This window comes from Pseudomonas sp. GCEP-101 (genome assembly GCF_025133575.1).
Classification (GTDB): Bacteria; Pseudomonadota; Gammaproteobacteria; order Pseudomonadales; family Pseudomonadaceae; genus Pseudomonas; species Pseudomonas nitroreducens_B.
Map to the genome: position 1 here is coordinate 4,191,667 of NZ_CP104011.1, position 13,942 is coordinate 4,205,608.

11 protein-coding genes are annotated in these 13,942 nt (G+C 68.6%); 6 read left to right on the top strand and 5 right to left on the bottom strand.

Annotated elements, in window-relative coordinates:
• Nucleotides 1–57: 57 nt before the first annotated feature.
• The 3 genes from N0B71_RS19255 to N0B71_RS19265 form a co-directional block, all read right to left on the bottom strand.
• On the bottom strand, nt 58–1,665 hold the full coding sequence (locus N0B71_RS19255) for a carboxyl transferase domain-containing protein (protein WP_259754303.1): 1,608 nt from the start codon (nt 1,663–1,665) through the stop codon (nt 58–60).
• 128 nt (nt 1,666–1,793) lie between these two features.
• Nucleotides 1,794–2,957 (bottom strand): isovaleryl-CoA dehydrogenase, encoded by a 1,164-nt coding sequence (locus N0B71_RS19260; protein ID WP_259754304.1) that lies wholly within the window; start codon nt 2,955–2,957, stop codon nt 1,794–1,796.
• 57 nt (nt 2,958–3,014) lie between these two features.
• Nucleotides 3,015–3,419 (bottom strand): MerR family transcriptional regulator, encoded by a 405-nt coding sequence (locus N0B71_RS19265; RefSeq protein ID WP_259754305.1) that lies wholly within the window; start codon nt 3,417–3,419, stop codon nt 3,015–3,017.
• Nucleotides 3,420–3,659: 240 nt separating this feature from the next.
• Here N0B71_RS19265 and N0B71_RS19270 point away from each other — a divergent pair, with 240 nt between their 5' ends.
• The 5 genes from N0B71_RS19270 (at nt 3,660) to N0B71_RS19290 (ending at nt 10,252) form a co-directional block, all read left to right on the top strand.
• Nucleotides 3,660–5,558, top strand: a complete 1,899-nt coding sequence (locus tag N0B71_RS19270) for a sigma-54-dependent Fis family transcriptional regulator (protein ID WP_259754306.1) — start codon at nt 3,660–3,662, stop codon at nt 5,556–5,558.
• Nucleotides 5,558–7,285: an ABC transporter ATP-binding protein gene (locus tag N0B71_RS19275; protein WP_259754307.1), complete on the top strand. Its 1,728-nt coding sequence runs from the start codon at nt 5,558–5,560 to the stop codon at nt 7,283–7,285. Before N0B71_RS19270 ends, N0B71_RS19275 begins: the two co-directional genes overlap by 1 nt.
• Before the next feature lie 3 nt (nt 7,286–7,288).
• Entirely contained in the window at nt 7,289–7,948 is a 660-nt protein-coding gene (gene qhpE / locus N0B71_RS19280) for a subtilisin-like serine protease QhpE (RefSeq protein WP_259754308.1), read from the top strand.
• Nucleotides 7,949–8,126: 178 nt separating this feature from the next.
• Nucleotides 8,127–9,440, top strand: coding sequence for a flavin-dependent monooxygenase QhpG (gene qhpG / locus N0B71_RS19285; RefSeq protein ID WP_259754309.1), 1,314 nt, complete (start codon nt 8,127–8,129; stop codon nt 9,438–9,440).
• Nucleotides 9,441–9,724: 284 nt separating this feature from the next.
• On the top strand, nt 9,725–10,252 hold the full coding sequence (locus tag N0B71_RS19290) for a YbjP/YqhG family protein (RefSeq protein WP_259754310.1): 528 nt from the start codon (nt 9,725–9,727) through the stop codon (nt 10,250–10,252).
• Between the two features lie 357 nt (nt 10,253–10,609).
• Here N0B71_RS19290 and N0B71_RS19295 read toward each other — a convergent pair whose 3' ends face one another.
• Nucleotides 10,610–11,995 (bottom strand): NAD-dependent succinate-semialdehyde dehydrogenase, encoded by a 1,386-nt coding sequence (locus tag N0B71_RS19295; RefSeq protein WP_259754311.1) that lies wholly within the window; start codon nt 11,993–11,995, stop codon nt 10,610–10,612.
• A 143-nt stretch (nt 11,996–12,138) separates the two neighbouring features.
• Here N0B71_RS19295 and ptrR point away from each other — a divergent pair, with 143 nt between their 5' ends.
• Nucleotides 12,139–13,017 carry a putrescine utilization regulator PtrR gene (gene ptrR, locus N0B71_RS19300; protein WP_259754312.1) on the top strand — a complete coding sequence of 293 codons (879 nt, stop codon included), beginning with the start codon at nt 12,139–12,141 and terminating at the stop codon, nt 13,015–13,017.
• 3 nt (nt 13,018–13,020) lie between these two features.
• Here ptrR and N0B71_RS19305 read toward each other — a convergent pair whose 3' ends face one another.
• A complete protein-coding gene (locus tag N0B71_RS19305) occupies nt 13,021–13,917 on the bottom strand; it encodes an FAD:protein FMN transferase (protein WP_442964685.1) in 897 nt (298 codons plus the stop codon).
• Nucleotides 13,918–13,942: the final 25 nt, after the last annotated feature.

The following is a 13,942-nucleotide window of genomic DNA, read 5'->3' on the forward strand; positions in this document are numbered from 1 at the left end:
CCCGAAGCTGCAAGCGGCGCTCTTTGCGGCTTGAAGCTTGCGGCTTGTGGCTTCGAATCACATACGGAAGACGCCGAAGCGCGTGGCTTCGACAGGCGCGTTGAGCGAGGCGGAAATGGCCAGGCCAAGTACGTCGCGGGTCTGGGCCGGGTCGATGACACCGTCGTCCCACAGCCGCGCGCTGGAATAGTAGGGGTGGCCCTGGCGCTCGTACTGTTCGAGGATCGGCGCCTTGATCTTCGCCTCGTCCTCGGCCGACAGCGCATTACCGGCGCGTTCGGCCTGCTCGCGCTTGACCTGGGCGAGCACGCCGGCGGCCTGCTCGCCGCCCATCACGCCGATCCGCGCGTTGGGCCACATCCACAGGAAGCGCGGATCGTAGGCGCGGCCGCACATGCCGTAGTTGCCGGCGCCGAAGCTGCCGCCGATGATCACGGTGAACTTCGGCACCTGGGCGCAGGCCACGGCGGTGACCAGCTTGGCGCCGTGCTTGGCGATGCCGCCGGCCTCGTACTTCTGGCCGACCATGAAGCCGGTGATGTTCTGCAGGAACACCAGCGGGATGCCGCGCTGGCAGGCCAGTTCGATGAAGTGCGCGCCTTTCTGCGCGGCCTCGGCGAAGAGGATGCCGTTGTTGGCCAGGATCGCCACCGGGTAGCCGTGCAGGTGGGCGAAGCCGCACACCAGGGTGGTGCCGAACAGCGCCTTGAACTCGTCGAACTCGCTGCCATCCACCAGGCGGGCGATGATCTCGCGCACGTCGAAGGGCTGCTTGCTGTCCACCGGGATCACCCCGTACAGCTCCTCGGCGGCATACAGCGGCGCCCGCGGGGCGCGGGTATTGAGCTGGCCCTGCTTGGTCCAGTTGAGGTTGGCGATGCAGCGGCGGGCGATGGCCAGCGCGTGCTCGTCGTCCTCGGCGTAGTGGTCGGCCACCCCGGAGGTCTTGCAGTGCACGTCGGCGCCGCCCAGGTCCTCGGCGCTCACCACCTCGCCGGTGGCGGCCTTCACCAGCGGCGGGCCGGCGAGGAAGATGGTGGCCTGGTTGCGCACCATGATGGTCTCGTCGCTCATCGCCGGCACGTAGGCGCCGCCGGCGGTGCAGGAGCCCATCACCACGGCGATCTGCGGGATGCCCTGGGCGCTCATGTTGGCCTGGTTGAAGAAGATCCGGCCGAAGTGCTCGCGGTCGGGGAACACCTCGTCCTGGCGCGGCAGGTTGGCGCCGCCGGAGTCCACCAGGTAGATGCACGGCAGGCGGTTCTGCTGGGCGATGGTCTGGGCGCGCAGGTGCTTCTTCACGGTCAGCGGGTAATAGCTGCCGCCCTTCACCGTGGCGTCGTTGCCGACGATCATGCATTCCACGCCTTCCACGCGGCCGATACCGGCGACCACGCCGGCGGCGGCGACGTCTTCGCCGTACACCTCGTGGGCGGCGAGGGCGGAGACTTCGAGGAAGGGCGAGCCGGCGTCGAGCAGGCGGTTGATGCGCTCGCGCACCAGCAGCTTGCCGCGCGCGGTGTGCTTGGCCTGGGCGGCAGCGCCGCCGCCTTCGTGGACGCGGCCGAGCAGGGCGCGCAGGTCCTGGACGTTCTCCAGCATGGTCGCGGCGTTGGCGGCGTATTCCGGGGAACGGGTGTTGAGTTGGGTGCCGAGGATGGTCATGGGGTCTCCACGAGCGAGTGTCTTTTGTAGGAGCGAGGGGGGCGCCTAGCCCTTGCTCGCGAACAACCTCCGCAGCGGGGGCTGGTTCGCGAGCAAGCTCGCTCCTACAGAGGCGGAAGCGGGTGGGTTCAGCGGGTCTCGTTGAACAGCTCGCGGCCGATCAGCATGCGGCGGATTTCGCTGGTGCCGGCGCCGATCTCATAGAGCTTGGCGTCGCGCAGCAGGCGGCCGGTGGGGAACTCGTTGATGTAGCCGTTGCCGCCGAGGATCTGGATGGCGTCCAGGGCCATCTGGGTGGCGCGCTCGGCGGTGTAGAGGATGACCCCGGCGGCGTCCTTGCGGGTGGTCTCGCCACGGTCGCAGGCCTGGGCCACGGCGTAGAGGTAGGCGCGGCTGGCGTTGAGCTGGGTGTACATGTCGGCGACCTTGCCCTGGATCAGCTGGAACTCGCCGATGCTCTGGCCGAACTGCTTGCGGTCGTGGATGTAGGGGACGATCACGTCCATGCAGGCCTGCATGATGCCGATCGGGCCGCCGGCGAGCACCACGCGCTCGTAGTCCAGGCCGCTCATCAGCACCTTCACGCCGCCGTTGACCGCGCCCAGCACGTTCTCTTCCGGCACTTCCACGTCATCGAAGAACAGCTCGCAGGTGTTCGAGCCGCGCATGCCCAGCTTGTCGAACTTGCTGCCGCGGCTGAAGCCTTTCCAGTCGCGCTCGACGATGAACGCAGTGATGCCGTGGGCGCCTTTCTCCGGCTCGGTCTTGGCGTAGATCACGTAGGTGTTGGCGTCCGGGCCGTTGGTGATCCAGGTCTTGCTGCCGTTGAGCACGAAGCGGTCGCCGTGCTTCTCGGCGCGCAGCTTCATCGACACCACGTCGGAGCCGGCGTTGGGCTCGCTCATGGCCAGGGCGCCGATGTGCTCGCCGCTGATCAGCTTGGGCAGGTACCTGGCCTTCTGCTCCGCGTTGCCATTGCGCTTGATCTGGTTGACGCACAGGTTGGAGTGCGCGCCGTAGGACAGGCCGACCGAGGCCGAGCCACGGCTGATCTCCTCGATGGCGATGACGTGGGCCAGGTAGCCCATGTTGGCGCCGCCGTATTCCTCGCTGACGGTGATCCCGAGCAGGCCCATGTCGCCGAACTTCTTCCACATGTCCATGGGGAACAGGTTGTCGGCGTCGATCTGCGCGGCGCGCGGGGCGAGTTCGCTGGCGACGAAGCCCTGCACCTGCTCGCGCAGCATGTCGATGGTTTCGCCGAGGCCGAAGTTGAGGGAGGGGTAGCTCATGGAATCACCTGTACTTGTATTTATATTCGGATGAGAGAGCGGGGCAGGGCGGCGAGATCAGCTCGGCACGCGCTGCTTGCGGGGTTTGTCGGTCTCGGCCATGGCCGCCAGGCAGCGCTCCTCGGCCGTGTCCAGTTCCAGTTTCATCTGCTCGATGTCGAGCAGCTGCTGTTCCAGCTGCGCGCGGCGCGCGGTGATCTTGTCGAGGAAGGTCTGCAGCTGCCGGGTGTTGCCGCTGCTGGGGTCGTAGAGGTCGATCAGCTCCTTGCACTCGGCCAGCGAGAAGCCGATGCGCTTGCCGCGCAGGATCAGCTTCAGGGCCACCAGGTCCTTGGGGCTGTAGATGCGCTCCTGGCCGCGGCGCTCGGGGCTGAGCATGCCCTGTTCCTCGTAGAAGCGGATGGCGCGGGTGGTAATGTCCAGTTCGCGGGCCAGCTCGGAGATGGTGTAGGTCGTGGGCATGGGAATCTTCTTGCTCGGTCGTTTACCTTTACGTTAACGTAAACCTGCCTTGGGTCACTGTCAACAAACGCAATCGGCAACGGCGAATGCGTCGTGGCGCGAGAATTGCCTCTCGTCATGAGTAAGACTTTCCTACGCTGAGCTTCCCCTTTACGGACGCTGTCCGCGGGTGTACACAGCCCTGACCAGCCTGCGAGTTCCGTGCGCCTGAAAGCGGCGCGGAACCTACCGGAGCGATGCATGACGACAAGAACAATAAGCGGCGACCTGCTGCGCGAAGCCCACCTGGCCCGCGAGCGCCTGCAACAGGAAGGCGAAGTCCCCAGCGGCGTGCTCCGCGAGGAAATTGACGCCTCCTGGCGGCGCAGCCTCGGCCACGGCCTGGACTGCTCCGGCGGCACCGAGCACGGCCTCGACACGCGGGTCAAACCCGACGTGCTGCTGGCCGGCAACCGCCTGCTGCTCGACGCCGCCACCCCCGAGCTCGATTACCTGCAACAGCGCCAGGGGCACGACGGCGTGATCATCCTGGCCAACGCCGACGCCACCATCCTGTCCGTCGAGGGCGCACGCGAGCGCATGCAGAGCAAGGGCCTGTCCGACATCGTCCAGGGCGCCTGCTGGAGCGAAGCCTCGCGCGGTACCAACGCTCTGGGCACCGCGCTGGTGGAAAAGCGCGCCACGCAGATCGATTGCGGCGAACACTTCCTCGATCGCCTGAGCCGTTTCTCCTGCACCTCGGTGCCCATCGAAGGGCCGCAGGGTACGCTGCTCGGCGTGCTCGACATGACCCGCGAAGGGCCGCTCTCCGGCCCGCGCGAAAGCCTCTCGCTGCTCAGCCTCGCGGTGTTCCAGATCGAGGCGCGGCTGTTCGCCGTCAGCCATCCGGGGCAGGTGGTGATCGCCTTCCATTACCGCCGCCAGTACCTCGATTCCGCCTGGCAGGGCCTGCTCGCGCTGAGCCTGGACGGCAAGGTGCTGGCCGTCAGCGGCCAGGCTTGCCAACTGCTCGGCGCCCACCGTGAAAGCCTCGTGGGCCGGCGCAGCGAAGAGCTCCTCGGGGTGCGCGGCGAGCAACTGCTCGGCCGCCTCTACCAGGGCGGCGTCGGCAGCCTGCAGACGCCCAAGGGCGAGCTGTTCTACAAGACCCTGCAAGCGCCGCTGCGCAGCCACGCGGTGCCGGTCAGCGCCCGCGCTGCGCGCCCGGCCGCCGGGCCCGAACTCGAAGCCCTCGCCGGCAACCACCCGCGCTACGCCCGCGCCCTGCGCATGGCGCGCCAGGGCCTGGTGAACGAGCTGCCCGTGCTGCTGCTGGGCGAAACCGGCAGCGGCAAGGAAGTGGTCGCCCGTGCCTTGCATCAGGCCAGCGCGCGCAGCGACAAACCCTTCGTCGCGGTGAACTGCGCGGCGATTCCCGAAGGCCTGATCGAATCCGAACTGTTCGGCTACCGTGACGGCGCCTTCACCGGCTCGCGGCGCGGCGGCATGGTCGGCCGTCTGCAACAGGCCCACGGCGGCACGCTGTTTCTCGACGAGATCGGCGACATGCCGCTGGCCCTGCAGGCGCGCCTGCTGCGCGTGCTGCAGGAGCGCAAGGTGGCGCCGCTGGGCGCCGGCGAAGAGCAGGACATCGACGTCGCGCTGATCTGCGCCACCCACCGCGACCTCAAGCGCCTGGTGGAGGAGAAACACTTCCGTGAAGACCTCTACTACCGCGTCAACGGCATCAGCGTGAAGCTGCCGGCGCTGCGCGAGCGCGACGACCTCGCCGAACTCGCCGGCGGCCTGCTGGCCCGCCTGGGCGCGCCGAAGGTGAAACTCTCCGCCGAGTTGCTCGGCCTGCTGCGCGAGTACCACTGGCCGGGCAACATCCGCCAGCTGGAGATGGTCCTGCGCACCGCGCTGGCCATGCGCGAGGAGGGCGAGGAAGAACTGGGCCTGGATCACCTGCCCGACAGCACCCTGGACGAACTCGCCGCTGGCGAGCGCCCGCAGAGCGGCAGCATCCGCGAGAACGAGCTGGAGCTGATCCGCCAGGCGCTGGAACGCCACCAGGGCAACGTCTCCGCCGCCGCCGACGCGCTGGGCATCAGCCGCGCCACGCTTTACCGCAAGCTCAAGCAACTCAAGGTGGGCTGATGTTCTTCACCCGCCTGATCGAGAGCGACGATCCGCAGGCGCTCAAGGCCTCGCTGCGCTGGCTGTATGGCTTCGTGCGGCCGCACCAGGCGGCCATCGCCGGGCTGCTCGGCCTGTCGTTCTGCGCCTCGCTCCTGGTGCTGGCGCAGCCCTGGCTGACCAAGCTGTTGATCGACGACGGCCTGCTGGCGAAGGACTTCCCGGTGCTGGTGATGGTGGCCGGCGCCATGATCGTCGTCGGCCTGGTCGGCACGGCGTTGTCCGGCCTCAACCGCTACCTGCACACGCGCCTGTCCGGGCGCATCCTGTTCGCCCTGCGCGACGCGCTGTACCGCCACTTGCAGAGGCTCTCGCCGAGCTTCTTCGGCCGCCGCCGCATCGGCGACCTGATGTCCCGGCTCGACGGCGACGTCGCCGAGATCCAGCGCTTCGCCGTGGACTCGCTGTTCTCCGCCGTGTCCAGCGTGATCGGGCTGGTCGGCGCGCTGGTGCTGCTGCTCACCCTGTCGTGGAAGCTTTCGCTGCTGGTGGCGCTGCTGATTCCGCTGGACGTGCTCTGGCTGCGCTGGATGCGGCGCAAGGTGGAGCGCGAGGCGCGCGGCCTGCGCGAGCGCTCGGCGGACCTCTCGTCGTTCTTCGTCGAGACGCTGCCGGCCATGAAGTTCATCCAGTCCGCCGGCCAGCAATCCCGCGAAGCCGGGCGCCTGGAAGCTCTGGGGCAGGGCTACCTGGGCCAGCTGCTGCGCCTGCAACTCACCGAATTCTTCACCCAGGCCGTGCCCGGCACGCTGATGTCGCTGTCGCGCGCCTGTGCCTTTCTGGTCGGCGGCTACTGGGTGGTGCAGGGCACCTGGCAGCTGGGTTCGCTGATCGCCTTTTCCACCTACCTGGGCATGGCCATCGGGCCGGTGCAGAGCCTGCTGGGCCTGTACGTCGCGCTGCAACGCATGACCGTCAGCCTGGGCCGCGTGATGGAGTTGCGCGGCGAGGAAGCCGCCATCGTTTCCCCTGCCGCGCCACGGCCGATGCCGTCGGTGGGCGAGCTGCGCCTGGAAAATCTGCACTACGCCTGGCCGGGCCGCGCGCAAGCGGTCCTGCAGGACGTGCAGGCGGTGATTCCCGCCGGCCTCAAGGTCGCGCTCAGCGGCCCGTCCGGCGTCGGCAAGAGCACCCTGATCGACCTGCTGCAACGCTTCTACGACCCGGACCACGGCCGCATCCTGCTGGACGGCGTGGACCTGCGCGACCTCGACCTGCACGCGCTGCGCCGGCGCGTGGCGGTGGTCAGCCAGGACATCGTGCTGTTCCGCGGCAGCCTGGCCGACAACCTGGCCTACAGTGCGCCGGAGTCGAGCCGCGAGGCCATCGACCGGGCCGCCCGCGCTGCGCAGCTCGACGGCCTGATCGCCAGCCTCCCCGAAGGCCTCGACAGCCCGCTGGGCGAGCGCGGCCAGCAGTTGTCCGGCGGGCAGAAGCAACGCATCGCCATTGCCCGCGCGCTGCTGCAGGACCCGCTGATCCTGGTGCTGGACGAAGCCACCTCGCAGGTGGATGAAAGCACCGAGCGCGAGGTGATCGCCGCCATCGACCGGTTGTTCGCCGGGCGCACGCGCCTGCTGATCAGCCACCGCCCCTCGACCCTGGCCGCCGCCGAGCTGCACCTGGAATTGCAGGACGGGCAGCTGCGTGTGCGCGAGACCCAGCCGGTGCGGCAGCATGAGGCCTGACTTGTGTTAGTCGGCGTAATCGATAGCGGGCATTCAGAGGAGCAGGCTGCGTCGGTCATCATCGGCCAGCGCTTCCGTCTGGCCGATGATGGATTGGACCGACTGCCATTGTCGGTTGATCTGCTCGGCCACGGCAGCGCCGTCTGCGAAGCCATACTTCGCCATGCTCCGGAGGCCCGCCTTTGCGTCGCTCAGGTGTTCGATGAGCGCGGCGTGACCAGCCCGCTGCAGATCGCCGCGGCGCTGCACTGGCTGGGCGAGCAGGGCGTGCGGGTGATCAACCTGAGCCTGGGCGTGCGCCAGGACCGGCCCATCCTGCGCGAGGCAGTAGCCGAACTGATCGAGGCCGGCGTGCTGCTCTGCGCGTCCAGCCCGGCGCGGGGCGAGCCGGTGTTTCCGGCGAGCTACCCGGGCGTTGTCCGGGTGACCGGCGATGCCCGCTGCGGCGCGGGCGAGTGGTCCTGGCTGGACAGCCCACAGGCGGATTTCGGTGCGGCGGTGAAGGTGGCCGGGCGTTCCGGCGCGAGCCTGGGGTGCGCGGCGTTCACTGGGCATCTGGCGGCGTTGCTGGTTGAGCGGCCGGAGCTGTCGAACGTGCAGCTCGTCGAGGTGATGCGCGAGCGGGCGGCGTTTCGGGGGATTGAGCGGAGGGTGGGGCCATGAGTGGAGGTCGAATCCGTTTCCCTCACCCCAACCCTCTCCCAGAGGGAGAGGGGGCCGTCCGCAGTAAGCGTTCAGGTTTTGGGCTCTCCGTTAAGGATCGGCGTGCGCAGATGTCCCCGAGCGCACCGAACAGTCCCCTCTCCCTTTGGGAGAGGGTTAGGGTGAGGGTTGCCGGAGCATGAGCGACCTCCCCATCCTGATCCTTGGCGCCGGCCCCGCTGGAGCGGCCGTCGCCCTCGGCCTGCGCCGCCTGGGTTACCCCGTCACCGTGATCAGCGAATGGCGCCGCTTCGCCGCCGTGGAGGGCGTTTCCCAGCGTGTGCTGGAAGGCCTGCGCCATGCTGGCCTCACGCACGCGCTGAGCTGCGCCGCGCCACCCTCGCAACGGCGCGTGCACTGGAATGGCGTGGAAAGCGCGCAGAACATCGAATACCTCCTCGACCGTCCCCGCTTCGATGCCGGGCTGCGCGAGGACCTCAGGCAAGCCGGTGCCGAGCTGATCGAAGCCCAGGTGCTGGCCGTGGCAGAAGACGGCCCCGGCTGGCGGGTGACGCTCGACGGCGGCCGCGCAGTGCAGGGCGCCTTTCTCGTCGAAGCCCGGGGCCGCCAGGCGCCGCTGAGCCAGAAGGGAAGCAAGGCCCGGCGCGGGCCGGAAACCTTGAGTCTGCTCAACCGCTGGCAAGGCGAGCCCGGCCCGCTGGCGACGGCGGTGGAAAGCCTGCCCGACGGCTGGGCGTGGATGGCGCGGCAGGACGATGGGCGCTGCTACTGGCAGCTCACCCTGGACGTCGCCAGCAGCGACCTGCCGCCCCGTCAGCAACTGCTCGATTACTGCCGCGAGCGGCGCGCCACCTCGCCACTGGCCCGGCAGTTCTTCGGCGACGTGGCAGAGCGCGAACTGGACCTGCACGCCCGCAGCAGCACGGCGATCCTCTGTCTGGAAGCCTGCGGCGACAGCTGGATCCGCGTGGGCGATGCGGCCATGGCGGTGGACCCGCTGTCCGGCAACGGCATCTTCCAGTCGCTGTCGTCGGCCCTGCAGGCGCCGCTGGTGATCAACACGCTGTTGCGCGCGCCGGAGCGGGCGGCGTTGGCCCGGCGCTTCCACCAGCAGCGGGTGGAGCAGCTGTTCCTGCGCTTCGCCCGTGTCGGCCGCGACTTCTACGCCAGCGAAACCCAGTGGGCCGACCAGCCGTTCTGGCAGGCCCGCCGCGCCTGGCCGGACGCGCAGCCGAGCCACATGCCGGCGGATTTTGCCAGCCTGCGCATCGAGCGCGCCCCGGTACTCAACGGCGAGTTCGTCGATGAGGCGGAGGTGGTGGTCAGCGCGGACCAGCCGCTGGGCATCTGGCACCTCGACGGCCTGGAGCTGGCGCCATGGCTGCGGCGGCTGCGCGCGGAGCCGGAAGCGCAGGTGCTGGCGGATTTGCCGCCCGAGCGCCGCCGAGCGTTTCAGGGGTGGTTGCTGTCCCAGGGGTATCGTCCGGCGTAAGGGCGGTTTTCGTCCGTTGTCTTGTCCGGCGCGATGCGGGCCAATCGCGGACGGAGTCCGCTCCTACGCAATCGGGTGACACCGGGATTCCCGTGCGACTCGTAGGGCGCATAACGCCTCCGGCGTTATCCGCCATGACGGCGGATAACCCGTTCCGGGTTATGCGCCCTACGGTCCCGTGGCGTTGGCTGTCGCCCCAGGGCTATGGGCCACAGGTTTAACCACTTCACGGATTTTCGAGGCCTCGTCGGGCGATGATGTCCGGCTGCCCGATGGAGAATCCCATGGCCTTCCTGCGATCCGTCTTTGCCCTGTCGCTGATCCTGCTGACGCTCTTCGATACCTCGCTCGCGGCGTCGACGCCGGCGGCCGATACGGCGAGCGCGGAGCGTTTCCTGCGGCAGGTGTACGCCAGCTACTCGCACGACGGGCCGGGCGTGCCGAACCCGGCGCTGAAGGAGGAGGACGTCTACGACGCCTCGCTGCTCGCGCTGATGAAGGCTGACCAGGACGCCGCCGATGGCGAAGTCGGCTACCTCAATGGCGACCCGGTGTGCGATTGCCAGGACTGGGGCGACCTGCGCATCCAGACGCTGACCTTTGCCGCGGCCGACGGCGACCGGCTCACCGCCAGCGTGACGCTCAAGGACGAGGTGACGGGCGAGGGCAAGCAGCTCGACCTGCTGTTGCACCACACGGCCCATGGGTGGCGCGTCGAGGATTTCGTCAACGCCGAGGGCAGCCTGGCGCAGAACCTGCGCAAGAGCACCCAGGACCTGCTGCAGTTCAAGCAGGATGCGGCCAAACCCTGATGTCGACCGGCGTGGTTCGCGAGCAAGCTCGCTCCTACAAGGGGGGCACGGTCGCTGTTCGTAGGAGCGAGCTTGCTCGCGAACCGCATTCCGTGAAGCCCGCCTACATCGCACCGAAACCCTCGCTCACCGATGCTTGTGTAGGAGCGCGCCATGCGGGCCGATCGCGGGCATGGCCCGCTCCTACAGGGAGGGATCATCGCACGAGAGGGTCGACGACTGCCCACGAACGTAGGAGCGGACGCTGCCCGCGATCGGCCCGCATCGAGCCGGAGACCATCGCGGACGAAGTCCGCTCCTACAAAAACAAAAGCCCCCGCCGCGAACGGCAGGGGCTTTTTCGTATCGCCAGTCGGCTTACTTGCGGTCGATCCACACGGTCTGCGGGTTGGTGAACTCGCGCAGGCCGAAGTGCGACAGCTCGCGACCGAAGCCGCTCTTCTTCACGCCGCCGATTGGTACGCGCGGGTCGGAGGCGGAGAAGCCGTTGATGAACACGCCACCGCTGACCAGGCGACGGGCCATGTGCTGGGCCTTCGCCTTGTCGGCAGTCCAGATCGCCCCGGAGAGGCCGAACTCGCTATCGTTGGCCAGCTCCAGGGCATGCTCGGCGTCGCGGGCGACGATCAGCGAGGCAACGGGGCCGAAGATTTCCTTCTGGAAGGCGGTGTTGCCCGGCTTCACGTCGGCCAGCACGGTCGGCGCGTAGTAGTTGCCTTCGCCCTCGAGCTTGTGGCCGCCCAGCAGCAGGGTGGCGCCGTCGGCGATGGCCTGCTGGACCTGGCCGTGCAGTTCGTCGCGCAGGTCGAAGCGGGCCATCGGGCCGACGAAGGTGTCGTCCGCCAGCGGGTCGCCGATCTTCAGCGCCTTGACGGCGGCCAGCAGCTTCTCGGTGAACGCCGGGGCGATGGATTCCTCGAGGATCATGCGCTTGGCGGCGATGCACACCTGGCCGCAGTTGCCGAAGCGGCTGGCGACGGCGGCTTTCACGGCGGCGTCGAGGTCGGCGTCGGCGAGCACGATGAAGGCGTCGGAACCGCCCAGTTCGAGCACGCATTTCTTCAGTGCGGCACCGGCCTGGGAGGCGATGGCCGCGCCCGCGCCGACGCTGCCGGTCACGGCGATGGAGGCGATGCGGTCATCGGCGATGGCCTTGGAAACCAGCGGCGGTTCGACGTTCAGCACCTCGAACACGCCTTCGGGCAGGCCGGCCTGCAGCCAGGCGTCGCGCAACTGATAGGCGCAGCCCATGACGTTCGGCGCGTGCTTGAGCACGTAGGTGTTGCCGCCCAGGATGATGCTCACCGCGCCGCGCATGACCTGCCAGGTGGGGAAGTTCCACGGCATCACGGCCAGCACCGGGCCCAGCGGCAGGTAGGAGATGTACGCGCCTTCGATGCTGGTCTTCTCGTCTTCGAGCATGGCCGGGCCGTTGTCGGCGTACCACTCGCAGAGGTTGGCGCACTTGTTGATCTCGCCACGGGCCTGGGTGACCGGCATGCCCATTTCCTGGGCTTCCATGCGGGCCATGGGTTCGACGTTGGCGCGCAGGACTTCGGCCATCTTGCGCAGCACGGCGACACGTTCGGCGATGCTGGTGTCACGCCATTGGCGGAACGCGGCATCGGTGCGGGCCAGCGAGGCTTCCAGCTGGGCGGCGTCTTCGAAGGTGTAGCGGGCCAGTTCCTGGCCGGTGGCGGGGCTGCGGGAGATGGCAGCGGGGATGGCGGCGATCTGGTTCATGGTGAGTCCTGCTTGTTCTGGATGAGGCGCAAGGCCGGTCGTTCGTCCGGGCATGGTGGCTCCGGGATGACGCAGAAATTAAGATGCGCATTCATTCATGTAAAATGAATAATCAAGAAAGAGTCTTTCTCTCGGAGAGAATCATGGACCTCACCCAGCTGGAAATCGTCCGCGCCGTCGCCCACGAGGGCAGCATCACCGCTGCCGCGGCCCGTCTACACCGCGTGCCGTCGAACCTGACCACGCGCATCAAGCAGCTGGAAGCGGAGCTGGGCACCGAGCTGTTCATCCGGGAAAAGCTGCGCCTCCGCCTGTCGCCTACCGGGCGCAGCTTCCTCGACTACGTCGAACGCATCCTCGACCTGGTGGACGAGGCACGGCAGGTGGCAGTGGGCGCGGAGCCCCACGGCAGTTTTTCCCTGGGCTCGATGGAGAGCACGGCGGCGGTGCGCATCCCGGAGATGCTGGCGCGCTACCACCAGCAATGCCCGAAGGTGCAACTGGACCTCTCCACCGGGCCGTCGGGGGAGATGATCGACGGCGTGTTGTCGGGGCGTTTCATCGCCGCCTTCGCCGACGGCCCGGCGAACCATCCGCAGCTGGACGGCAAGCCGGTGTACCGCGAGGAACTGGTGCTGATGAGCGCCCAGCACCATGCGCCGGTGCATGACGCGCGGGACGTTGCGGGGGAAACGGTGTTCGCCTTCCGCGATACCTGTTCCTACCGCAAGCGCCTGGAGGGCTGGTTCGCCGAGCACCGCGTGGTGCCGGGCAAGATCATGGAGATGGAGTCCTACCATGGCATGCTCGCCTGCATCGCGGCGGGCGGCGGTGTGGCGATCATCCCGCGGGCAATGTTCGACAGCCTGGCCGGCGGGCGCAACGTGGCGATCCACCGCCTGGCGCCCCAGCATGCCGACGCCACCACCTGGCTGTTCTGGCGACGCGGCACCGATACGCCGGCGCTGCGGGCGTTCATCGGGCTGCTCGACGAGCCGCTGATCGAGGCCGAGGTGGCCTGAGGCTCAGCGTCCCTCGATCCACAGTTGGCGCACGCCGTCGCCTTCGCGCAGCAGGAACAGCGCGCCCAGGCCACGTTGGCGCGCCAGCTGCGCGCCGCGCTCGGGGCCCAGCACCATCAGCGCGGTGGCCCAGGCGTCGGCGAGCATGCAACTGCGCGCCAGCACCGACACCGAGGCCAGGCCGTTGTCCAGCGGCGCGCCGCGCAGCGGGTCCATGGTGTGGGCGTAGCGTGTGCCGTCCTGCTCGCGGAAGTGCCGGTAGTCGCCGGAGGTGGCCAGCCCGCCGTCGCCCATCTGCAGCACGCCGAGCGCCTCGCGCCTGCCCGGCTGCGGGCGTTCGATGGCCACCGTCCAGCACTGGTTGCCGGGTTTGCAGCCACGTGCGCGGTACTCGCCGTCGATGCTCACCAGGTAATCGTGGATGCCGCGGTCCTCCAGGCAGCGCGCCAGTTGATCGACACCAAAGCCCTTGGCGATGCCGGACAGGTCCAGTTGTACCGGCTGGCGCTTGCGCACACGGGCGCCGGCGAAGTCGAACTCCAGCGCCGTGCTGGCGCTGATCCGCGGCGATGGGGGCAGCGCGTCCCTCCCGACCGCCCCGGCGCAACGCCGTGGTGGGCCGAATCCCCAGGCCGTCACCAGGTCGCCCACCGCGATATCGAAGGCGCCGCCTGACTCGACCTCCACCTGGATGGCGGTCTGCAGTACCCACAGCAGCTCGGCCGGCAGGCTGACCCAGGTGCCCGCTGCGCTGGCGTTCAGGCGCGACAGGTCGGAGTCGTCCCGCCAGTTCGACATCTGCGCGTCGACGCGTGCCACCGCGTCTTGCAGGGCGTGCGCGAGGGCTGCCTCGTCGAGGGGCGCGCGGCTGTAGAACAGCGCGCAGTAGCGGCTGCCCATGGTGGGGCCGTTGAAACGGTAGCGC

What these genes read in the sequence shown, in the direction of transcription:
- N0B71_RS19255 (WP_259754303.1), bottom strand. Translation starts at nt 1,665, where the DNA reads ATGACCATCCTCGGCACCCAACTCAACACCCGTTCCCCGGAATACGCC.
- N0B71_RS19260 (WP_259754304.1), bottom strand. Translation starts at nt 2,957, where the DNA reads ATGAGCTACCCCTCCCTCAACTTCGGCCTCGGCGAAACCATCGACATG.
- N0B71_RS19265 (WP_259754305.1), bottom strand. Translation starts at nt 3,419, where the DNA reads ATGCCCACGACCTACACCATCTCCGAGCTGGCCCGCGAACTGGACATT.
- N0B71_RS19270 (WP_259754306.1), top strand. Translation starts at nt 3,660, where the DNA reads ATGACGACAAGAACAATAAGCGGCGACCTGCTGCGCGAAGCCCACCTG.
- N0B71_RS19275 (WP_259754307.1), top strand. Translation starts at nt 5,558, where the DNA reads ATGTTCTTCACCCGCCTGATCGAGAGCGACGATCCGCAGGCGCTCAAG.
- qhpG (WP_259754309.1), top strand. Translation starts at nt 8,127, where the DNA reads ATGAGCGACCTCCCCATCCTGATCCTTGGCGCCGGCCCCGCTGGAGCG.
- N0B71_RS19290 (WP_259754310.1), top strand. Translation starts at nt 9,725, where the DNA reads ATGGCCTTCCTGCGATCCGTCTTTGCCCTGTCGCTGATCCTGCTGACG.
- N0B71_RS19295 (WP_259754311.1), bottom strand. Translation starts at nt 11,995, where the DNA reads ATGAACCAGATCGCCGCCATCCCCGCTGCCATCTCCCGCAGCCCCGCC.
- ptrR (WP_259754312.1), top strand. Translation starts at nt 12,139, where the DNA reads ATGGACCTCACCCAGCTGGAAATCGTCCGCGCCGTCGCCCACGAGGGC.
- N0B71_RS19305 (WP_442964685.1), bottom strand. Translation starts at nt 13,917, where the DNA reads ATGGGCAGCCGCTACTGCGCGCTGTTCTACAGCCGCGCGCCCCTCGAC.